The 21,885-nt window shown below is 33.3% G+C and carries 20 protein-coding genes and 1 pseudogene; 6 read left to right on the top strand and 15 right to left on the bottom strand.

Annotation, left to right across the window (positions count from 1 at the left end):
• Window positions 1–51: 51 nt before the first annotated feature.
• From Q1V95_RS14440 to Q1V95_RS14405, 8 genes are all read right to left on the bottom strand, one after another.
• Window positions 52–1,068: a hypothetical protein gene (locus tag Q1V95_RS14440; RefSeq protein ID WP_300675365.1), complete on the bottom strand. Its 1,017-nt coding sequence runs from the start codon at window positions 1,066–1,068 to the stop codon at window positions 52–54.
• Window positions 1,069–1,312: 244 nt separating this feature from the next.
• Complete coding sequence (locus Q1V95_RS14435) at window positions 1,313–2,245, bottom strand: hypothetical protein (RefSeq protein WP_300675363.1); 933 nt, start codon at window positions 2,243–2,245, stop codon at window positions 1,313–1,315.
• 86 nt (window positions 2,246–2,331) lie between these two features.
• Entirely contained in the window at window positions 2,332–3,339 is a 1,008-nt protein-coding gene (locus Q1V95_RS14430) for a hypothetical protein (protein WP_300675361.1), read from the bottom strand.
• A 349-nt stretch (window positions 3,340–3,688) separates the two neighbouring features.
• On the bottom strand, window positions 3,689–4,447 hold the full coding sequence (locus Q1V95_RS14425) for a hypothetical protein (RefSeq protein WP_300675359.1): 759 nt from the start codon (window positions 4,445–4,447) through the stop codon (window positions 3,689–3,691).
• Window positions 4,444–5,715: a hypothetical protein gene (locus tag Q1V95_RS14420; RefSeq protein WP_300675357.1), complete on the bottom strand. Its 1,272-nt coding sequence runs from the start codon at window positions 5,713–5,715 to the stop codon at window positions 4,444–4,446. The genes Q1V95_RS14425 and Q1V95_RS14420 overlap by 4 nt, the downstream gene beginning before the upstream one ends.
• A gap of 223 nt (window positions 5,716–5,938) precedes the next feature.
• The gene (locus tag Q1V95_RS14415) at window positions 5,939–6,559 is read right to left on the bottom strand and encodes a hypothetical protein (RefSeq protein WP_300675355.1); all 621 of its coding nucleotides are present in this window, start codon (window positions 6,557–6,559) and stop codon (window positions 5,939–5,941) included.
• Window positions 6,560–6,597: 38 nt separating this feature from the next.
• Window positions 6,598–7,719: a lactonase family protein gene (locus Q1V95_RS14410; RefSeq protein WP_300675353.1), complete on the bottom strand. Its 1,122-nt coding sequence runs from the start codon at window positions 7,717–7,719 to the stop codon at window positions 6,598–6,600.
• Window positions 7,720–7,743: 24 nt separating this feature from the next.
• Window positions 7,744–8,310, bottom strand: a complete 567-nt coding sequence (locus Q1V95_RS14405) for a hypothetical protein (protein WP_300675340.1) — start codon at window positions 8,308–8,310, stop codon at window positions 7,744–7,746.
• A 319-nt stretch (window positions 8,311–8,629) separates the two neighbouring features.
• Between Q1V95_RS14405 and Q1V95_RS14400 the strand changes: the two genes are divergently transcribed.
• From Q1V95_RS14400 to Q1V95_RS14390, 3 genes are all read left to right on the top strand, one after another.
• Window positions 8,630–9,184 carry an SMI1/KNR4 family protein gene (locus Q1V95_RS14400; RefSeq protein WP_300675339.1) on the top strand — a complete coding sequence of 185 codons (555 nt, stop codon included), beginning with the start codon at window positions 8,630–8,632 and terminating at the stop codon, window positions 9,182–9,184.
• Window positions 9,185–9,279: 95 nt separating this feature from the next.
• Complete coding sequence (locus tag Q1V95_RS14395; protein ID WP_300675337.1) at window positions 9,280–9,672, top strand: hypothetical protein; 393 nt, start codon at window positions 9,280–9,282, stop codon at window positions 9,670–9,672.
• Window positions 9,673–9,780: 108 nt separating this feature from the next.
• Window positions 9,781–10,521: a hypothetical protein gene (locus Q1V95_RS14390; protein WP_300675335.1), complete on the top strand. Its 741-nt coding sequence runs from the start codon at window positions 9,781–9,783 to the stop codon at window positions 10,519–10,521.
• A gap of 161 nt (window positions 10,522–10,682) precedes the next feature.
• On the opposite strand, the gene Q1V95_RS14385 is transcribed toward Q1V95_RS14390, so the two are convergent.
• The 6 genes and pseudogenes from Q1V95_RS14385 to Q1V95_RS14360 form a co-directional block, all read right to left on the bottom strand.
• Window positions 10,683–11,501: a tetratricopeptide repeat protein gene (locus tag Q1V95_RS14385; RefSeq protein ID WP_300675333.1), complete on the bottom strand. Its 819-nt coding sequence runs from the start codon at window positions 11,499–11,501 to the stop codon at window positions 10,683–10,685.
• 10 nt (window positions 11,502–11,511) lie between these two features.
• Window positions 11,512–12,537 (bottom strand): annotated as a pseudogene (locus tag Q1V95_RS14380) (DNA topoisomerase); the annotation flags it as partial.
• Window positions 12,538–12,540: 3 nt separating this feature from the next.
• Window positions 12,541–14,007 (bottom strand): DUF3945 domain-containing protein, encoded by a 1,467-nt coding sequence (locus Q1V95_RS14375; protein WP_068944926.1) that lies wholly within the window; start codon window positions 14,005–14,007, stop codon window positions 12,541–12,543.
• Between the two features lie 97 nt (window positions 14,008–14,104).
• Complete coding sequence (locus tag Q1V95_RS14370; RefSeq protein WP_002978174.1) at window positions 14,105–14,398, bottom strand: helix-turn-helix domain-containing protein; 294 nt, start codon at window positions 14,396–14,398, stop codon at window positions 14,105–14,107.
• Window positions 14,399–14,422: 24 nt separating this feature from the next.
• Window positions 14,423–14,776, bottom strand: coding sequence for a helix-turn-helix domain-containing protein (locus Q1V95_RS14365; protein WP_068944927.1), 354 nt, complete (start codon window positions 14,774–14,776; stop codon window positions 14,423–14,425).
• A gap of 252 nt (window positions 14,777–15,028) precedes the next feature.
• Window positions 15,029–15,874 carry an RteC domain-containing protein gene (locus Q1V95_RS14360; protein WP_068944928.1) on the bottom strand — a complete coding sequence of 282 codons (846 nt, stop codon included), beginning with the start codon at window positions 15,872–15,874 and terminating at the stop codon, window positions 15,029–15,031.
• A gap of 850 nt (window positions 15,875–16,724) precedes the next feature.
• Between Q1V95_RS14360 and bioD the strand changes: the two genes are divergently transcribed.
• Genes bioD through bioA form a run of 3 tightly spaced genes read left to right on the top strand, consistent with a single transcriptional unit; the run spans window position 16,725 to window position 19,593 of the window.
• A complete protein-coding gene (bioD, locus tag Q1V95_RS14355) occupies window positions 16,725–17,342 on the top strand; it encodes a dethiobiotin synthase (protein WP_300675325.1) in 618 nt (205 codons plus the stop codon).
• A 2-nt stretch (window positions 17,343–17,344) separates the two neighbouring features.
• Window positions 17,345–18,337 carry a biotin synthase BioB gene (gene bioB, locus Q1V95_RS14350; protein WP_300675323.1) on the top strand — a complete coding sequence of 331 codons (993 nt, stop codon included), beginning with the start codon at window positions 17,345–17,347 and terminating at the stop codon, window positions 18,335–18,337.
• Window positions 18,325–19,593: an adenosylmethionine--8-amino-7-oxononanoate transaminase gene (gene bioA / locus Q1V95_RS14345; RefSeq protein ID WP_300675321.1), complete on the top strand. Its 1,269-nt coding sequence runs from the start codon at window positions 18,325–18,327 to the stop codon at window positions 19,591–19,593. The genes bioB and bioA overlap by 13 nt, the downstream gene beginning before the upstream one ends.
• A 62-nt stretch (window positions 19,594–19,655) precedes the next feature.
• Here the strand turns inward: bioA and Q1V95_RS14340 are convergent, their stop codons facing one another.
• Complete coding sequence (locus Q1V95_RS14340; RefSeq protein ID WP_300675319.1) at window positions 19,656–21,851, bottom strand: radical SAM protein; 2,196 nt, start codon at window positions 21,849–21,851, stop codon at window positions 19,656–19,658.
• Window positions 21,852–21,885 lie beyond the last annotated feature (34 nt).

Below are 21,885 nucleotides of genomic sequence, written 5' to 3'. Positions count from 1 at the left end.
TTCAAGAATCTGTATTAGTCAACACTTAATCTCGCAATGCTTTTGTTTTTATTAGTTTGTGGTATTTTTTCTTTTTAACAATATCGCATTAAAATCCTTTATAAATTTTTCTTCTCCGTAAATATTTTTTTCATAAGTATTTAGGTCAATCAAGATATTTCCGTTTGTATCATCGATTAAGAGCATCACAGGTTCATATTCTTTAACACCACGTGGGTCGATTCTTGTTTGTATAAGCCATGTTCTGCCTGCATATTTTTTTATATTAATCGCTGTTTCATTAATATCGTTTTTTCTTAAAATTTCTGCAATCTGGTTTTCATTAAAAACAAACCCATCATTTTTAGGATATAGAATAAAGTATTTTACTTCACCATACTTTGTTGTCATTTCGTTAGTTGCATCTTTTGGCGTCATATCATAACTTTTAGCTACAACTTTACCTGTAGCATCTGAAATAAGTATTGAAATAAATGGTTGCACACCTTCAAACATTAACTGATACTCCCAAAAACGTCCAGCTGGCGTAATATGTTTATTAATAAATATTTTGCCTTCACTTCCTGTTCTCATTTTTGTAGTTCTTGGTGTGATATTATTTTGCTCAAGTATTTTCACAAAATCTTCAATTTTCATTTTAAATAAAACATCGCCCATTCCTTCGCTTCGAATCGCTTTTTTTTGTTTATTAAATGTGTAAGTCTCTCCTGATCTGACGCTATGATAAAAGACAGATGCTCTATTTACTAAGTTTCCTTTTTTTGTATAATATTCAACTGTGTGCCAATCATTGTAAATATAATCAACACACTGATTTATTCGTTTGATGTAACTATTAGAAGATCGTATAATTAAATAATTATCCTTACTAAATTGTTTTGCAATACCCTCATAATAACCATATAGTGTATCTTCTGGTTTAATTGTTATTTTTTCAAATTTTTTAGATAATACAAGTTTTTTTTCAAAGAAAGGAGCGTTTAAGGAATCTGTAAAACGTTTGCATTTATCTTCCTGAGAAAAGCAGAAAATACCTATATGTACCAAAATAAATAAAATTACTTTCATTTTCAAAAATTTTTGTAAGAGTTTTGCCTCGCTATTGTCAATTGAAAGTCGTTTTTCGCGCAGTATTATAATCCATTAAAATGTTTGTAGGTTGTAACTATAAGTATACAAAATTTCTTGAGATTTCTTATCTCCTCGCTTGCGAAAACGTTCACGCTTGTGCGTGTAATCAATACGAGCAAGATGCTCACACTAACTGGTGAATTTAATGTTTTAGCTTGCTTTTGCTATGTTTCTTGATATTCTAATCTCTAAGAACTACATACTTAATAAATAGCACTTTGTTCGTAACCGCATCAATATTTATCCTCCAATTTTGAAACCTCAAAACATATATTGGTTTATTTTCTTGATTATAATCTCTGTCGATTATTATTTCTTTATAAAAATCATCTTTTATTTCTATCGCTGTTTTTAATTCTTTTTGTACCTCTTTAATTTTTTCTTTTATCCGTTCTTCTATTTCAGTATTTTGAGGCTCCTCCAAAGTCTTGACTCCTAAACTTTGCATATATTTCAGTTTTTGTTCTTGCAATATATTTTTTACAGCTTCATTATAAAAATTCTCTGACATTTTTTTTAACATGTGCTCTTTGCTTATCTTAAAATCTTTTTTGTAGTTTCTTTCTTCGATAAGTTTATTGTTCAAGTATTTTTGCTTCAACACTATTTCTCGTTCCTTATCTTTATTGATTTCAAAATTATATATAAGTGTGCTAGTATCATTATTGTAATTAACATAAGTGTTATCAACAAAATCGTCAATAAAACCCATAGTATGGTCTATAAATGATAGAAGTGTTTTTTCAATTAATTTCCCATCTTTGTATGCATACATATATAGATAATTATACCCAGTATTACTAAAAAAAATGTCTGTATTTCCCTGTTTTAGAAATAACCTTGATTTTGATGTTTGAGGATTATTCTTTTTGTCTTTTTCATATATAGAATTTTTGTAATAGCCTTTCTCACTATATACTATACGTCCATCATCACTCCTATCTGTGTAAATAAGACTATCTCTATACTTTTCTACTAAAGAATCATATTTGGTTTTTATATCACTGTATTTTTGGAAGATAGCATCTCTATCCAAATATTTTTGGTTATTTATTCTTTTTTGGCCATTGCAGTTGATAAATAATAACAAGAGCAGAACAGTTAGATTTTTCATTAGTCATATTTTGTAAAAAGTGTAGCATTACGGCCTGTATTGTATGTTCTCTTCATCTGTCATTTCCAAATGAGTTTTCTTTGACCTTAGTTAGTCAATTGAAAATCCTGACGGATAAAAAACAAAGCTTTTTTTTCATTTTCTATTTTCGGAAATATTTCTTCATTTGTAGAATTCAAAAAAATAATTTTTATTTTCTTCGTTTCACCTTCTTCCCAATATTTTACAATTTCATCTGCATTTTCTAACTTTTCATTTGCCAAAATTTTTCCTGTTTTATCCTCTATGATGATAATATGATATATTAAATCATCTTTATTTGAGTTTTTCCATTCCGAAAATTCTATTTTCCATAAAGCTCCATAATTAGTTTTTAAATATCTATTAATAGCTGTTTTTATTTTAATATAAGTTGCTTCACCAGTTTGCATCTGATCATTATTGAAAGGCAAAACAATCTTATGTTTTTTTAATATTCTTAAGACATTTTCTATTTTTAAGCGATACTGATTATCTGCATTTATCATTTTCTTTACAGAACCATCTTCATTATAAAAGTACCAATTTCCAACTGGAAATTCTAAATATTTTCGCATTGTAACTCCTTTTGATTTTACAATTCCGTTTTTGTAATAGGACATTTCTAAAAGCGTATTATTTATATTATCTTTTTGTATTTCAACAATTCGATCTTTAAAGTCAGAAGCTTTATTGTAAATATAACTCTCCATCATTATTTCATTTCCATCATCACAGTTTACAATTAATCGATTAAATTTGTAGCCACTAGATTCTACATATGAATTCTCTTTAGAAAAAGAGGTACATTTATATTTTTGATAATTTAGTTCGTTGAAAAATTTTGAAAATACCGAATCCTCTTTCAACATAATGTCAATAGAGTTTCTTTCTGCTTTTATATTATCGGGAAGCGCTGTAATCGCGTAAAAGTTTGCTAAAAAGTTTTTATCCCTTTGATTTTCTTTTTTTAACAAAGGAATTTTTATTTCGTGGTCATATAAATTTATTGTTGATCTTTCTATGTTTTGAGCACAAAGATTAAATGATACTAGAATCAATATAATGATTTTCATATTTTAAATTTATTTTAGAATATCAGTCTCAGACCTCTTTAAAATAATTTTGCTATTTTTTCTAAAAAAAGTGCTTCCTTACAATCCAGAATTACTCTCCAAACAGGGATGTGATAGTTTATAATTAGGTAAATCCAATACAGTTGCGTTACTATTTGCATTTTTAACAAACTCTAAAAAATCATCTCCTCGCTCCCGCAACCACCGCACTTGTGCGTGTAATCAATACGAGCAAGATGCTCGCATTAGCTAGGGAAAAATAAATAAAAATGGAATGCAAAATTGTATTTTTTTATGCCAATTTCTCATACGATTCTTATTAAAATTGTTAAAATAATAAGTAAAAATGTTAAACTTCTTTTTTTAATTCAATCCATTCTTTATTAATGTATTGATATTTCTTTTGAATGCTTCTACGATAAAAGGATAGGCGACCTGTATTTCCATACTCAAACTCCACAATAACAATATTTCCCAATTCGTTTAAAAAAGAAAGTGTTAACTCATCATAATTTTCATCCCTTCCATTCAAAATCAGTTTTTCTTTTTTGTTATAGGGGAAGTAGTAAAATTTTCTATTATCCCAAGAATCTTTGTATACGCCTTCTTTTTGTCTTTTTATTTGCTTAATATAACTCTTATAGCCAATTATATTAGAAAATGTTCTTTCATCGTCAATGAAACTACTTATTACTCTTGGAATAACATTCTTTTTATATTTTTTTATTATAAAATTAATGTTATTTTTACTCCAAAATATTGTGTCATTATAATTAGGTTTATCTGTTTTATAATAAAAATCGCAAACTTGGCTTGGTTCATAATCCATTGGAGATGGAGCTGTCTGTGGTATAAATGTAAAAATTAAATTTGGCTTTTTTAAACTATCCCATTGTATATCATTAATAATCTTTTCGGTTAGTTTTTTGTAATTGACATGTCTTGCTTCTTTTCTAAATTTCAGGTACAAAATAGAATCTTTTTTATAAGCATCCTCACAAAAAGATGCATCATATTCTATTTTTTTTTGCCCAAAACCAAACAAGCATAAAAATAAAAACAGAAAGCTCAATTTGCTTTTTATTACTTTATGATGCCAGTTTCTCATTGTTTAGTATTTGTGTTTTTATTGTAGTAATATTCATATTTGTCGATAATACCTAATCCCAAACCCATCTCGTCAATTTTCATTTTTGGATATTTTTTTTCTTCTTGTTGTATTTTTTCAAATACTTTTAATCTGCTAACTCCTTGTTCATCCGCTTCATTAAATAATTTATTATAAATGCCTTCATTTGAATAAAAAATATTTTGGTAATTTTTGTCGATAAGTTGGTATGATTCTTTGCAAGTTGGAAGATTATTAGGCTCATCAATAACATAAAAGTCTGATTTTCTTGGAGGACGTATTTTTTTTCTTGGAAGATTTCGGTTGTATAAATATACTTTTGATGAATCTAGCTTAGCATTAAAAATTGAATTCTGCTGGTCTCTGTATCTAAAGTAATTCTTTGGACTTTTATTATTTTTTTCATCATACATTATTCCCTTAGAATAAATAATTAATGTAACATTCAAGTTAATATCCTTCTCTATTTCCGCAATGATGGGATCATTATATCTTTTGAATTTTTTTCCATCCTTTTTCCGAAAAAAGAAAACAATTGCCTCAGGCGGTGTTTTGTAGTCTCTACATCCTGCTATTTGATCATTACTACCATTAGTTGTTAATGGAAAAATATTTATTTTACCATCATCACGTTTATCATGACTTTCAATGCAACGATCGTTATATCTATTAATACACGGAGAATAAAGAATAGGATAAGGCTCCATATTTTCTAAAGTTTCACCATTATATGCAGGATTTATAGGTTCTATTTCAAGATTGTTATTTTTTATATATTGATAAATATAATTTCTAAAATCGTTGTAGGATATATTTATTTTTGGCCTTATCACAATTTTATAGGGATCTTCTACATAGTAACTATATCGTGGCTTATTAAGATTTATTGATTCAAAAAAAACAAAATCATAATAATTCTGCAGAGGTTCGTGCAGTTTGATCTTTAGCTCTTTAGGCAAAGCATTCCCATCCTGAAATCCCTTTTCATTATATTTTTTGTGATATACCATTACGGTGTTATAGTTTGCAGGAATCTCATTTACATAGTAATACTTTTCTTTTTTGTTATACTGCATTATAATGGCAGGAATTTCAAAACCTTCTAAACATACTTTTGCATTGGGAATATTTTTTCCTGTTTCAGCATCAGAAACGAAAATTTTTATCGCTTGCGCATTTAGTTTTATGACAAAAACCAAAATGCAAACAGTAACAAGTTTTATTATCTTATGACACAAGTTTCTCATTGTTTAGTATTTGTGTTTTTATTGTAGTAATATTCATATTTGTCGATAATACCTAATCCTAAACCCATCTCATCTATTTTCATTTCCGGATATTTCTTTTCTTGGTCTTTTTCTTTCAGTATCTCAAGCTGACTTACCCCTTTTTGAGTGATTTCAAAATTTTGGTACAAGTAGAAATGCTTCCGTAAGCCAGTGTTAGAAAGGCTTTTGAGAAGGTGTTGAGTTAATTCTTATTAGGGATTGTTAGTGTTAAATTAAAATCCTTAATTGATTTTAACTCATAATTTAGAATTTGCTTACCCGTTGTAATTTTTGCATTTTCTACTAAGATATTTTGATGTGGATCTAGCTCAGTAATAGATTCGAACGGATGTAATGCGATTGCACGAAAAGCGAAAAATAAATTACTATCGTAAGCTTTATCTTTAAAGGTGATTTTTTTGCTTATTTTTTTCCTGCTTTCATTGTTGTAAAAGCTTATTTGCGATGATTCAATTTCAAAAATTGGTTTTCTAAAGCTTTGATTTGATTTAGGGATAATACTTCGGTCGAATTTGAATTCATAATAATTGTCCGACCTTTCAGCGTTTTTTATCAAGTCAAAATCATGTCTAACATTATTTGGTGCGTCATATAGAAGAGCAAGTTTTTGATTTCCACTCCCAAAAATTCTTAAGTAATAGGAATGATCTTCTGAATTTATAAAAATAGATTCTTCGCTTACATTTTTTTTCTGATCACCTTTATAAAATGAATAGACAAGCTCTTTATCAAAATTGTACTTTTTTTGACTGAAACTAAAAATTGACACCAAGAAAAAAAGAATTTGTAAAGTTTTGTTCATAATTCTGTTTTTCTAAAGTTACTAAATTTTTAAAATCCTTATTGATAAGTTTTTATCTTGACACAAGACACATTTTTCAGACCTCTTAGCTTTGATAATTTACTCAAAAGTCCAGTTTCTTTATCTCTTTTAAAAACAATAGCATCGCTGGTTTGCACATTTGTTGCAATCAAGAAATCGCCAGATTCATCAAGTGCAAATATTCTTGGGTGTTTGCCCAAAGTCGATTGATAGCCGATATTTTTTAAGCTTCCATTTTCGTTAATAGAAAAAATCGCAATATTGTTTTCTTGTCCGCGGTTTGAAGCATACAAAAAACGTCCATCAGGTGAAACATGAATATCCGAACCCTCAAATTCGCCTTCTTGGTTTTCGGGATGTGTAAAGATTCTCTGTATACTTTTCAACTGCCCATTTTGATAATCGTAAACGCTTATGGCGCCACCCATTTCTTCGATGCAGTATGCATATTTTCCATTTGGATGAAATGTTAGATGCCTTGGACCACTTCCCAAAACAGATTGACTAAAACTTGGTTCCGCTTCTGAAAGCGGCTTTGGATTATTTTTATCAAACTTGTATGCTCTAATTTTATCAGCACCTAAATCGGGCATAAAAACATATTCGAAATCAGGTGAAAAAACCGTCGAATGAATATGCGCGCGGTCTTGTCGCTTTGGATTGATACTTCCTTCTGCAAATTGGAAATTCTGAGCAAATGGACTAATAAAACCTTTCTCGGAAATAGCATAAATCGACGCACTTCCTTCTGTGTAATTTCCATTTACAAGCCATTTTCCGCTTTGATCAACACTTAGATAAACAGGATTCTCGCCACCACTTTTTTGAGAATTAATGAAGCTTAATGACTTTTGTTCTGGATTAAAAGCGAAACTACTTATCGAACCATCCTTCTCCGTTTTTGTATCTGTGCAAGCAAAAACAAATTTTCCATCTTGAGACAAGGTGATATAAGACGGATTTTTAATGCCTTTTGCTGTGGTTACTTTTTTAAGTTTTCCTGTTATGGAATTGAGTTCATAGACATAGATTCCTGTTTTATTTTTGTCCCAGTTGAATGAACCAAAAAATACAAATGTCTGCTGTGCAAAAAGCGTTGAAGCAAAAAATAATGCGGCGAAAAGTGGAAGCTTTTTCAATGTTGCAAGGAGGTGTTTATTTTGTTAATCAATTTTATCAGAAGCCGTTTTTAGGATTTTAATTAAATCATTAAGTTCACTTTTCGAAAATTGAATAAGGTATTTCTGATTAAAATTTTGAGGAAAATCAATATAATTAATCCAAGCATTTAATTTATCGTTAAAAACCGCACCGAATTCTATTTTGCTTGCAGTTAAGAATTTATATTTTTTCTCAACAGAACTCGACTTTTCGCCTTCTTTTTGATAAATGTTTTGTAATGCGTCAATTAGTTTAGAAAGCTCTGCTTTGTCCATTGTCAAGGTCTTTTTCGAAATCCAATCGTAGGTTTCGAACTCCGAACAAATACCAATGAATTTTTCTGATTTTGCGGTCGTTAAATCTGTACTTGTAATTACCTGAAAAGTCAAATACTTGAATTTCGCAATGTCCGCAATTTGCTTTTCAACGAGGTTCGATTTGGGTGTATTGTTCTTTAATCCGCCTGTTGTAGTATCGATAGTTTTAAGTGGCGATGGCGGAAGTGTATTTTGCTGAGCGTTTGCAATCGCAGAAGTAATTAAAAGACCAAAGATGAAAGCTTTATTCATAGGTGTTGTTTTTAAAATGAAATTTCAATTCTACAAAACAACGCATTTCATTTTTTGAAATCAAATAAAATTTAAGATTTTCTTGACTATTTCTGAATTATTTAAAAACGTGGATGTAACTTGGTTTGTAGTTGATAGTAATCCCAATTAAACTTTGTTTTTTAAGCCTAATCTTTAAATTTATTTCAATATTAGGTTTATCTTAAAAATAGATTGGTACTAAAAAAGTTGTGTTATGAGATTAAAAGCAATAATATTGATAATCAGTATTTACACACAATATCATAAATTTTAAGCTTCGAAAATAAAAACGTAAAAAATGAAAGAAAAAATTCAAAGATTGGAAAAGTATTTATCAAAGCTACGACCAGAATATTATTCGCAGCTCAATGAACCTCTGGACGATGATCAACTCAATAAATTAGAAGAGTACTATAAAATAAAGATACCATTAGATTTGCGCACACTTTATAAATGGAAAAACGGGCAAAATTCTAACTGCTATGAGGCTTTCGTTAATAATTCCGGATTTGTGCCTTTGCACCAAGCGCTTCATGACGCGTCTGAACTTACATCGATGATCGGATTTGATTTTGAAATCGAAAATTGGTGGAATAAAAACTGGATTCCAATTTTCCAGAATGGCGGTGGTGATAGTATTTGCTATGATTTGGGAGGCGTTTTTACAGGTCAAGAAGGACAGTTAATTGAATTTTGGCATGCTGATAATGATAGAAATGTTATTTCGCCAACAATGGAAGCTTTTTTTGATAAAATAATTGAATTTTACGAGAATAAAGGAAGTAACGAATTCGATGAATATTTTAAGGTAGAAAAAATTGAAAACTATCCAAAGAAATTTATTTTGGAGTAAGCTAAGAAGATTTTACTTATAAATTTTAAATTTTAAACAAATACTTTTTCATTAACCGATTTTTTTAGGTTAGACATCAACAAAAAACACAAAAAATGAAAAACATTCACATCATCGAACATGAGAAGTATAAGGACAATTTGAAATTTGAAAAAGTTTCAAATGGCGTTTACAAATCTCTTTATGATTATAACGAAGGTCTTGTACAAAAAGGACATTATGTTACAACACTTTCCTTCACACTAGAACCAGAATTAAATGAAGTTCAGGACAAGCAATATCCGTTAGAGGATATCTTGGATAAATACTTTGCTCATGTTTCGGATTTTGTTTTATATGATGACACTTCAACAGAAATGATTTTGGAGTTGTGTACACAGGATTGGCTAAACAAAATGGAAGACCTTTTGACAATAGTCGGAAAAAGAGTTTACAATAAAGAAGTGGAAGAAGATGGGAAAAATTTCATTAAATTAGAAATCGAATAAGAAAAAATTGCAGACTTTTGTGAACTTAATAATGAAGTAGATATAATTTTATATGATTTTAAATTGATTTAACATTTGATAGATGTTAACTTTGATAAAACTTATTTGATGAAAACATTTTATGCCATATTAATTTTTTTAGTTTCGTTAAAAGGTTTTGGACAAAATTCAAAGCAAGATTACGGCATAGGGATGTTGATTTGTAATACTACATATCCACTTGTTTTCTATAAAAAATCTTTTGATAAAGTACCCGTTGATACCTTGAAATTTGTTGATAATAAAAACGGTACAACGACATTTCTTCGAAAAATTAATCTTAAACCTTATGGTATGTCATTTGGCGAAACCGATGAAGAAGCGGCTAAACATGACGATCTTGGAAGGTTTTCGGCAAGCTTAACATTTCGTGTTTTAGAAAACAAAAAAAACTTCTTTTTGGTCGTTATTAATGAAAAAACTAATGAGAAATTATATCTTAAAAAAGAAAAAGACGCTACGTATTACAATGGTGTTCCCGAGGCAACAAAACACAATTGTGGTAATTGCAACGACCCAAAATTCAATGACAAGCGTTATATATACGAGAGCTGGGACGATTATCTAAGACGCGTAGAATATATTTCGAAAATTAATCCTGAAATTTTCGACGTACCCGGTGGTGATATTATTTATGAAACTAAGGATAATGAAGCACGTCGCTTTAAGGTTTTGGAGGCGAATGGAGAATGGATAAAAGTTAAGAAATCTGACAGAGACAGTGAAAATTCTTTTAATGGTGAAGGCTGGATGAAATGGCTAGAAGATGGAAAGAAAACAATAGAAATCATTGAAATTGTATTGATCTAAAAAGCTAGTAAAAGCATCTTGCTCGTGCTCATTAATCTTTGGAACAAGCTTGCTTGATTCCTACGCCAACAATAAAGCTGCGAGCCTCTGTTAATGCGAGTATCTTGCTCGATTCCTTTAATCTTTTACACAAGGCAAGATGATAATTTTTTATTGGTAGTTTATTTTTTGAAAATCTCTAATAGTAAATTCTCAACTTCTGGTGTATACGAGTAGCCTTCTTCTTTCAGCGCTTGCAAACCATTTTTTATATCTTTTAGCTTTGGGTTTACTTTCAGTGCTTTTTTCTTGTAATTCTCCAATTCCTTGCTGTCATTTTGCTTGAATTTGACGACGGATAAACCCAAAAGGGCATCGATTTCATCATGATATTCTAGGCATTGTTTGAAGTAATGTTCTGCATTGCTATATTCTCCCAAATCCAAGTAGCAGTATCCAATATTGGATAAAACATCGTAGTTTTCAGCAAAATCTGATTTCGAAAATTTACCAACTAACTCCAAATAATCGTCAATCGCATTTCTATACTGTTGCGTTAACATGCGAGAGTTGGCGCGGATTGATAAAGCTGTTGTCTTTGGTTTTCCAGGAACTAAATTAGCAATCGCTTTTGACGCAAAGTATTCCGCATCCTTGTAGTTTTTGTCTTTTGAAAAGAGTATTTCGGCTAGAATAAGATTGAGTTCAAAATCATTGGGATGATGTTCTATAGCTTGATAAAGCAATTTTTTCGCCTCTTGGTTTTTATCTTGAAGCATCAAAATCAAAGCATAATTACCCATTACACTACCGTGGTTGGGTTCCAATTTATTTGCTATAGCATATTGTTTTTCTGCTTCAGCATATTTTTTGGAATCTTTCAATAGATTTCCATAATTGTAATACAATTCAAATGATTTTTTGTCTAGATCAATCGCTTTTTTATAATAATATACTGCCGAATCCATCGTGAGCTTGTTATTGGAATAGATATTGGCCATGTTACTATAAAGTTTTGAAGAGGATTCTCCACCATTTTTCAATGCTTTTCGATACAACGCTATCCTCAGGAATATATTTGCTTCCGGTACGTGGATAAGTGATAAACTTCTTTTCGTAAAGGTTTTGGGCAATATTTAGGGTTTCGTCAGCAGAAAGGTTCAGTTTTTTGTTCGCTTCCTTTTGCAATCCTGTCAAGTCAAACAACAAAGGCGGTTGTTCCGTAACGCTTTTGGTTTCTACTGATGTAATTGTTGTAGTTCCGCTTCGTTGAATGGCTTTCAGCGTATCAACGGCAAGTTTTTGGTCTTCCCATTTTGTTTTGGAAATACTTTTAAAATCTATCAACTCTTTATTATGCGATAGCTGTATCTGCCAATAATTCTTAACCTTGAAATTCCTGTTTTCCAAATAACGTTTGCATATCAAAGCTAAGGTAGGCGTTTGAACTCTTCCGAGGGAATAGATACCATTTCCTGCGGCAATGCTCAATGCTTGTGTAGCATTGATACCTACCAGCCAATCGGCACGGCTTCTACCTTGTGCTGCTTGGTATAATCCGTCAAATTCTTTTCCTTGTTTTAGGTTTTCAAATCCTTGCTTGATGGCTTTTTCGGTCAACGAACTTATCCAAAGGCGTTCAAACGGTTTGTTGCATTTCAGGTATTCGTAGATGTAACGAAATATCAATTCGCCTTCACGGCCTGCATCGGTTGCCACAATTATGCTCTCGCTTTTATTGAAAAGCTGTTCAATAATTTTTAGTTGCTTTAACGCTCCTGTATCGGCTGTATAGCCTTTATCTTTTTTTACTTTCCGAACAGTTAATAAAAAAGGATTGGGTAAAATTGGTAACGCTGTTTTATCAAATCCTGAAATTCCATAATCTTCGGGCATTCCCAACCCTATTAAATGACCGAATGCCCAGGTAACAAAATAGCCGTTGCCTGTAAGGTAGCCATCCTTTTTATCAGATGCTCCCACAAGTCCTGCTATTTCCCTTGCTACGCTTGGTTTTTCTGCAATGATTGTTTTCATACTTTAAGATATTTTTTTGCCTCTGGTTTTTGCTGGAGCTTTGGGCTTTTCCTGTTGTTCCTGCTGTTGTTTGTTTTTCGGTGTTTGTTGACCAGACTTCAAAGGCTCTTTGATGTTCTTGGTGGCCTCATTGGTTTTGCCTTCAGAATTGACGGCAGTTTGCGTTTTATGGGCTTCGGTTGGTTTTACTCTTTCCTTGTATTGATTTGGAAATTCAAAATTGGTTTTTCCATTTTCTTTATTGAAAGTGATATAACCTTGATATGGTTGCCCTTTTTTATCTTTCAATCCATCAATGTAGATGGTTTGACCGGCTTTGAAATCCTTATGTTGATCATCGGTCAATTCTTTACCTCTGAATGTTTTTGGAACTTCCTGAGATTGGTTTTGCTTATTTTCTTGAGTTTGTCCGTTGCTGTGGGTTTGCCTGTTAGAATTGTTTCGGTCGAACAAAAACTCCACATATCGCTTATCTGCATTGAACTGTACCGTTGCCGAAAATTCAGTTCCTTTCGTAGAAACCATACCTTCTAAATAAAGTGGTTTGCCTTCCAGTAGAGTTTGCTTTTGCTCTTCATTCAGTTTTACACCTTTAATTTCATCGGGAATTTTTATAAAATCCGTCCTCAATGCAATTACATCATTCGTTAGTCTGTCTATACTTATAATGGACGGCATCAGTTCTCCAGTTTTGGAATTTTTCAAATCTACCACACGCCCCATATTACCAGTTTCGAGCAGGTTCTTTTTGTCTTCATCCGTAAACTTGTGCCCGAAAAATTCAAAATGCAAATTGGGTTCTTTTTTGATGCCGTGTATTCCTACCACAACTTTTCCGTCTTCGGCTTGTTGTAAAGACAAGCGGGCATCTGTACGAAGAATTGTACCACCGAGGTTGACACCAATCGGTAAGAGTTCATTTGTTTTGTAACCTTTCAATAAAGGTTCAAGTAGGTTTCTCTTTTCAAGGTATTCCTTGCTTAATCCGAGATTGGTCATAGTATCCCAATCAATCTGCTCCGGTTTGTAGCGGTATTCGCTTGCTTCCTGTGTTGTTTGTGTTGTTGCCATATTATTTTGATTTACTTGTTTCTTATCCTGTTGCTGTTCTATTTTTACTTCGTGCTCTTTCATTATTTTTTCGCCTTCAGGAGTTGGCTTGTCAACCTGCTTTTGCATTTCCTGTGCTTTTTCAACAGCGATAGGTGCAGGCACTTTGAAGAATGAAAAATTGGTAGGGTTCTTTAGCTGACTGAAAAAATTGGAGAAGAAATTGGAAAAGAAATCACCGCTTTTGTCCACACGCATAAACTGGTTTTGGTTTTTCTTCGTGGGGTCAACAGTTTCCATTTTCCCGTTTTCGTCTATACTCTTTACGGCTTGGATTTTCATTTTTTCTTTGTCCAGCACCAGCAATATGTCCGATAACTGTTCGGGCATTTCCTGTTTATTTATGGTTTCTTCACTCATAGTCTGAAAATTTTAAAATTCAATGCCGAATGTAAAGGAAGCCTTCACTGAATTGCATTACTTGGCATTCAGAGGAAGTCTTTGTCTTTCATTGGCGTTATCTGGTTGAAGGTGGGTTAAAGCTATCTCTGATGAATTGATGAACATCAGACAATTTGTAATAAAGTTTGCCACTAATAGTGTAATAGGGCAGTTTGCCGATGGAGCGATACCGTTGCAGGGAACGGTTGCTGATTTTCAGCATCTGAAGTAAATCCTGGTTATCGAGCAGTTCCTCGCCATCTATGCTATTACGTTTCTTCTGTAATTCATCTATATTATCGCCCAGCATATCAAGACGTCCCATTAAGCGTTCCATCCACGCCAAAAATTCCATTCTGTCAATATTCATAATGATATTTTTAAGGGTTCATATCTATTTTTTATCTGTCTTTAGCTTTCTGCCTTTTTCGATGTAGCTTTTACCTTTTGCTATAAGTTCCTCTACAAATTTCTCACTGCTCTGTATGGCATTTGCGTTGAGCATATCTTTGATAGCTCCAATCGTATAGAAATACTGACCGTAGATTTTTGAATATGCTATTTCGCCTTTAGTACGCATACGCCAAAGTGTTTTCTCACTGAGGTGCAGGTGTTGGCATACCTCGTGGTTATTGAGCCACAGGTCATCATAGCTTTTATCTTCCTGTTTTTTCAGATAATCAGCAATGGCATTAATACGGCTGTTGAGCTGTTGCCAGGCTTCTTCTTCAATGGTTATTATTTTCATTGCATAGCTTTTTTAAAGTTCACTATGCAAAATTGTGAAAGGTGGCAGTGTTTGTCTGCCAAGCCTTGCCAATTGGTTTGGCTGTTTTTTTAAAATTTTTACAATTATGGAAAACCCTTGTTTAATAAGGGTTTTATGGAATTTTGGGTATTTTGTAATGAAGTTTTGAGAGCATTTGCCAATTGGCAGATATGGGCAAAGAAAAAAGCAGTACGTTTTGGTACTGCTTTCAAATGGTTATTTTTGATATAGTTAAAGGTCTTTATCCATATATTCTTCAAGGGATATTTTGAGCTGGTCTAAAAATGCAGTTCTTGAACCAGCCCTTGTCTTCATTCGGTGGAATGAATGATGAATGTCGTTTAAAGGAGTTCGAAAAAGCACCTGAAAAATCAAAGCTAATTTTCTTATACCTATTTTTCCATATGCAATGGAATTTGAAGCATATAGAGCATATATCAGTTCGATAAGTGCATTTTGAGAATTGGTCCACGAAATATCCTTGTTTGCATCTAAATTTTGTAATATTGTATCGGGATTTTCTTCAGGATTTATTTTGGTAAGAGTGTAAGTATAAAGTAGTTCATTGGCAATAATATGTGCTATTTTGTTGTCGTAATATGTGGAGAAGCTAAGGTCAATTTCAAATACGCCACTCTTTAATCCATCGTGATAGTTAATCTTTCCGAGCCTGAAATAAGTGTGATCACGGTCGGTTCTGCCAGCACGGTAATATCTGTAGAAATCTTCATTGCAAATACTTTCTTTATATTCTAACTTGAGATTTTTTAAAACATTTTCATAATAACTTTGATGTATTTTACCATTACTCACGGGACAGGTAGTTTCTATCCGAAATACTTTATTGTAATAAATAAGTTTTCCAAGGATTTGCGGTTTAACATTCTTAAAGAAATCAACCTCTTGATCTTCATTTAAAAATCCAACTTGCAATATTTCAGTTTTAATAGCACACAACATTTCATTTAGAAACAAAATCATTTGATATGCTTCATCAGATGACCGTATCATTTGAGAAGAAATTTTGTCCTCCTTATGCCGAATTTCTGATAATATTTTACTCAATATAATTTCCATAGCATAGATGTTTTTAAAGTTTGCAGAATTTTATTCAGAACTCATCTAGTTCTTGGTATGTCAAAATTTGGAAATAATATTGAAACCAACACCACAGGTTTACCACAGTGGGGGAATTTTCTTAAAAGTTTTTCTGGTTTGATAACAAACAAAAAGGGCAAAGACACAATGCATTTTACCCTTTTATTTTTATATTTGCAGTAATGATTTACAAGGTAATTAAGTGAAAGCAAGTGCAGTAAGCACCATTACTAAATCGTTACCGATAAGGTTTTAACTCTTGTAAACTGCTCTTTATTAGCCACTTTTGGCTCTATTAATCTTTTTTTAGAAAAAAATAAAAATTTAAAACAAAATCTTCAAAATAATATTCAATTGCTTCGAAACTCCAATTTGCCATGGTTTTCCGAAGATAAAAGTCCGATTCAGATTTTAAAATTTAAAGATTGTCAACATTTGCAGAATGCTCATCAGATTTTGCTTGACAACGGGATTTTAAGTTCAGCAATTCGTTCTCCAACGGTTAAAGAAGGCGAAGAAAGAATGAGGATCTGTGTTCATGCATTTAATTCGAGACAAGAAATTGATTTTTTAAAAGACCTATTAACAACAAACTGATTATCCGCTTTGAATAATAATGAAAAAAGCCAACGCAAAGGCGCTAAATTTTTAAATACAAGAATGCAAATTAAGGCGCAAGAAAATCAAAGATTTTCAAGTCATGCACTGTCGATTTATCGAAGATAAATTTTGCGTCTTAAAAACGTCTTTATTGCAGATACAATTGCGCTTTCGCGTTAAAAATCACAACATTATTCACTGCGGCTCATCATTAACAACAAATTTTTAAATGAATAATCAAAAATTATTTATCACAGGAATCGGAACTGGAATTGGCAAAACGATAGTTTCAGCGATTTTCACGGATAACCTAAAAGCCGATTACTGGAAACCCGTTCAATCAGGAGATTTGGATGAAACTGACTCCATGAAAGTCAAGGAATTGGTTTCGCACGAAGTTGCAATTCATCCTGAAAAATACCAATTGCAATTGGCAGCATCGCCCGATAAATCTGCAAAAGCAGAAAATATTGAAATCAAATTAGAAGATTTTAAGCTTCCAAAAACAACTAAAAATCTCATCGTAGAAGGCGCAGGTGGACTTTTTGTTCCATTAAATAAAAATCAATACATCATCGACCTTATTCAGAAACTCAATTTTCCTATAGTATTGGTCACTTCCGATTATTTAGGTTGCATTAATCATACTTTACTAAGCCTCGAAGCCTTAAAAAACAGAAATATTGAACTAAAATATTTTGTCTTTAACGGAGATTTTGACAGCGATACCGAGAATTCAATACTTCAATATTTAGATGATTCGGTTGCAATAATTAGAATTCCGAGTATTAAAAATTTAGACAAATCCAGTATAAAATTAATTTCAAATAGCATTAAACTTTACTAAAAATGAAATCGAAAATAGAAATTCGCCACGATTGGACGAAGCAAGAAATTCAGGAAATTTATAACAAACCACTTTTGGACTTGGTTTACGAAGCCGCGAGTATTCATCGCGAGTTTCATCAATCGGATGAAGTTCAAGTCTGCACTTTGCTGTCTGTGAAAACAGGTGGCTGCCCAGAAGATTGTTCGTATTGCGGGCAAGCGGCGCGTTATCATACGGACGTAAAAGTTCATGCTTTACTTCCTACGGAAACGGTTTTGCAACATGCTCGAAACGCCAAAGAAACAGGTTCGACAAGGTTTTGCATGGCAGCGGCATGGCGCGAAGTACGTGATAATCGAGATTTTGACCGTGTTATCGACATGGTAAAAGGTGTCAACGAAATGGGATTGGAAGTTTGTTGTACCTTAGGGATGCTCACCGAAGAGCAAGCAAAAAGGTTACAGGAAGCAGGTTTGCACGCTTACAACCACAATTTGGATACCAGCGAAGATTATTATGATGAAATTATTTCTACCCGAAAATTCGACAATAGAATTAACACGATTAATAATGTCCGAAAAGCAGGAATTACCGTTTGTTCGGGTGGAATTATTGGTCTTGGCGAAACGCATACCGACAGAATTTCTATGCTTTTGACTTTAGCAACGATGCCAAAACATCCAGAATCCGTTCCCGTAAACGCTTTGGCTCGTGTTAAAGGAACACCGCTTGAAAACAATCCGAAAGTTGAAATTTGGGACATGGTAAGAATGATTGCAACTGCCCGAATTATTATGCCGCAATCGGTTGTCCGACTGAGTGCCGGACGCATCGAAATGACCGAAGTAGAGCAAGCTTGGTGCTTTATGGCGGGCGCAAATTCCATCTTTACAGGAGAAAGGGAAACGCTTTTGGTAACGCCGAATCCTGGAGTATCGGAGGATATGATGATGTTTCAAAATTTAGGTTTAAAACCAATGCCCAACAAAAAAGAATCAACATGCAGTCATTAAGAGAGCGGGATTCTGCGGTCAATTGGCATCCATACACGCAGATGAAAAATTGTGCGCCTATCGTCCCAATCGTGAAAGGCGAGGGAACTTATTTGTATGACGAAAACGGAAAAAGGTACATTGACGCGGTTTCTTCGTGGTGGGTGACTTTGCACGGACATGCCAATCCATATATTGCCAAAAAAGTTTCAGAACAACTACAAACTTTGGAACAGGTAATCTTTGCAGGATTTACTCATCCGCCAGCAATCGAACTTTCCGAAAGATTACTGGCATTATTACCCGAAAATCAAAGTAAAGTTTTCTATACCGACAACGGTTCTACAGCGATTGAAGTTGCCTTGAAAATGTGTATTCAGTATCATTTTAATTCAGGTTCAAAGCGAAAGAAAATTTTAGCTTTTAAAAATGCGTATCACGGCGACACTTTTGGAGCAATGTCTGTTAGCGGAAGAGGAATTTGGACAAATCCCTTTGCAGAACAGCTTTTCGAAGTGATTTTCATTGACGTTCCTACCGAAGAAAATTTACCAAATATAAAAAAGCAGATTTCGGAAATAGCTGATAACATCGTTTGTTTTGTGTACGAACCTTTAGTACAAGGCGCTGCAGGAATGTTAATGCACATGGCTGATGATTTGGATAAGCTTCTAAGTTTCTGTCGTCAAGAGAAAATCTTACTGATTCAGGACGAAATATTTGTTGGATTTGGAAGAACTGGAAAACTATTCGCCGCCAATCATTTATCCGAAAGTCCTGATATTATATGCTTTTCAAAAGGTTTAACAGGCGGAACTATGCCTTTGGGATTAACGACTTGCAGACAAGAAATCTACGATATGTTTTATTCTGATGATAAAGACAAGGCTCTTTTTCATGGACATTCTTTCACGGCGAGTCCGTTGGCGTGCACAGCAGCATTAGCAAGTTTGGACCTTTTGCTAAATCCTGAAACCACAGAGAATATTGCCCGAATTTGCAAACAACATCTTGATTTCAAAGCACAACTGTCTACACATCCAAAAGTAAAAACCGCTCGCATTTGTGGAACGATCTTCGCTATGGAATGGAAAACCAACGAAGAAACTTCCTATTTTAGCGATATGCACGAACGTCTGTATCCTTACTTTTTAGAAAAAGGAATCCTAATGCGTCCGCTTGGTAATATTATTTATTTGGTTCCTCCTTACTGCATTTCAGCAGAAGATTTGCAATATATTTATGATTGTATTTTGCTGGCTTTGGAGGAAGTTTGAGAAGATAGTGATTTGAATAAAAAGGGGCGACAGGTCCCTTTTATGACATTTAAAAATTTTATTTAAACCACCAACAATGCCACTTCTTTCAGCTTTTCAGCAGGTTTTGAATAAATGAAAATATCAAAATCCATTTCGAGTTTTTCTTCGAAATCAGATTTCATTTGTTGGAAGGTCAGCGTTTTCGGATTTTGTTTTAAATCTTTGATAAACTGAACAAACCATTCTCCGATTTCCTTTTCTACACGGACTTCTACCGCTTCATTTTTGGTATGAATCGAAAGTATCAAATTTTCGTAAGTAACACCTTTTTTGGTTTTGGTCGTCATTTTAAGGTTCGGAATTCCACCAAGCCAAACAATTTTTTGGTTGGGTTTATGCCCAGAAAACGTTTCATTATTCAGAACATCTTCGATATAAAATTTCCGAACAGTCGTTCTCGGAACTTTAAAATCAAACCATTCTTGAAGCGACAAATCAAAGCCGACGCCGTGCATATAATTGAACAAAGATTTCTTCAATCCATACGAAAACTGCTGATGATCCATTCCCGTTTTTTCCTCGTGAACCATATCATTATTCGCAAAAGCACCAACTTCTACACTGTGATTGATAACATTATATTTTTCAGGATTAATTCCAACTGGACTGTGCGCCGTCATCGCAAATTGATGCCAAAATCCAGATTGCAGAATTCCGATTTCAAAAAGTTGACGTACCATTTCTAAGCTGTCAATCGTCTCTTGCGTGGTTTGAGTAGGAAATCCGTACATCAAATACGCATGAATCATAATTCCAGCTTCCGTGAAGTTTCGGTTAACAATTGCCACTTGGTCCACGGTTACGCCTTTGTCAATCAATTTTAATAATCTGTCCGAAGCCACTTCCAAACCACCAGAAACTGCGATGCAACCAGAAGCCTTTAGTAATCGGCATAAATCGAAGGTGAAACTCTTTTCAAATCGGATATTCGTCCACCAAGTGACACTTAGTTTTCGTTTCAAAATTTCTAAAGCGACTTCACGCATCAATGCTGGTGGCGCTGCTTCATCTACAAAATGAAAGCCTGTATTTTGAGTCGATTCTATCAATTCTTCCATTCTATCCACGATTTGCTTCGCCGCTATTGGCTCGTAAACCTTGATGTAATCGAGAGAAATATCGCAAAAAGTACATTTACCCCAATAGCAACCGTGCGCCATTGTTAATTTATTCCAACGACCATCGCTCCAAAGTCTGTGCATTGGATTTACAACTTCGATTACAGAAATGTATTGATTTAATCTTAAATCCGAATAATCAGGCGTCCCAACTTCCGAAAATTTGTAATCTCGAATTTTTGGATTGTTGATGTAAACAACTTTATCGTTTTGAAGAACAAAAGTTCGTTTCAAATCCGAAACTTCAATTTCGTTAATAACGTACTTTAAAACTTGTTCAGTTGGTGCTTCTCCATCATCCAAAAGGATAAAATCGAAAAATTCAAACACGCGGACATCGCTTAAAGAACGTAATTCTGTATTTGGGAAACCGCCGCCCATACTGATTTTTATGTTCGGATAATTTTGTTTGATATATTGCGCAGATCTAAAAGCCGAATACAAATTCCCCGGAAAAGGCACAGAAAATCCGACCATTTTCGGATTGGTTTTCTGAATTAAATCTTCCAATTCCGACAGTGTAATCTGGTCAATGTAAGTTGGCTCTTTTTGAAGTTCGGCATACATTTCGTCGAACGAATTTGCAGAACGTCCCAATCTTTCGGCGTATCGACTAAAACCAAAGTTTTCGTCCACCGCTTCAATGATTAAATCCGACAAATCTTCCAAATACAATGTCGCCAAATGCTTGGCTTTATCCTGAAAAGACATTGCTCCAAAAGCCCATTCCAAGTCGTCCAATTGCGAAAAACGTGACGCTTCGGGCAAATAACCATCTTGAACAATAGAATCCGCCAAAGTCGAATTTTTGCCTTGTAGAAAACGAATGACAGCATCGATGCTCGAAATATAATCATCTCTCAACATCAACATTCGTTGTGCGTTTTCACTTAATTCGACCTCTTGAAATTCAACATAATTAAATAAATCTGTCAAACCTTTTTTGGAAAATAATTTTAGTATCACATCCAACCCCAAATCCGCCTGAAACACTTTGTAGGAACGCGTATTAAGGAAACCTTTTAGATAAACAGTCCCAGGATAAGGCGTGTTAAGTTGTGTAAAAGGCGGCGTGATTAAAAGTAAATCGGTTTGCAATGTGAAATATTTGCTGCAAAAATACGGAGGTTTT

Source organism: Soonwooa sp. (assembly GCF_030151385.1).
Lineage (GTDB): Bacteria > Bacteroidota > Bacteroidia > Flavobacteriales > Weeksellaceae > Soonwooa.
Note: the sequence above shows the minus strand (reverse complement) of the source record. Positions and strands in the feature narration are given on the sequence as shown.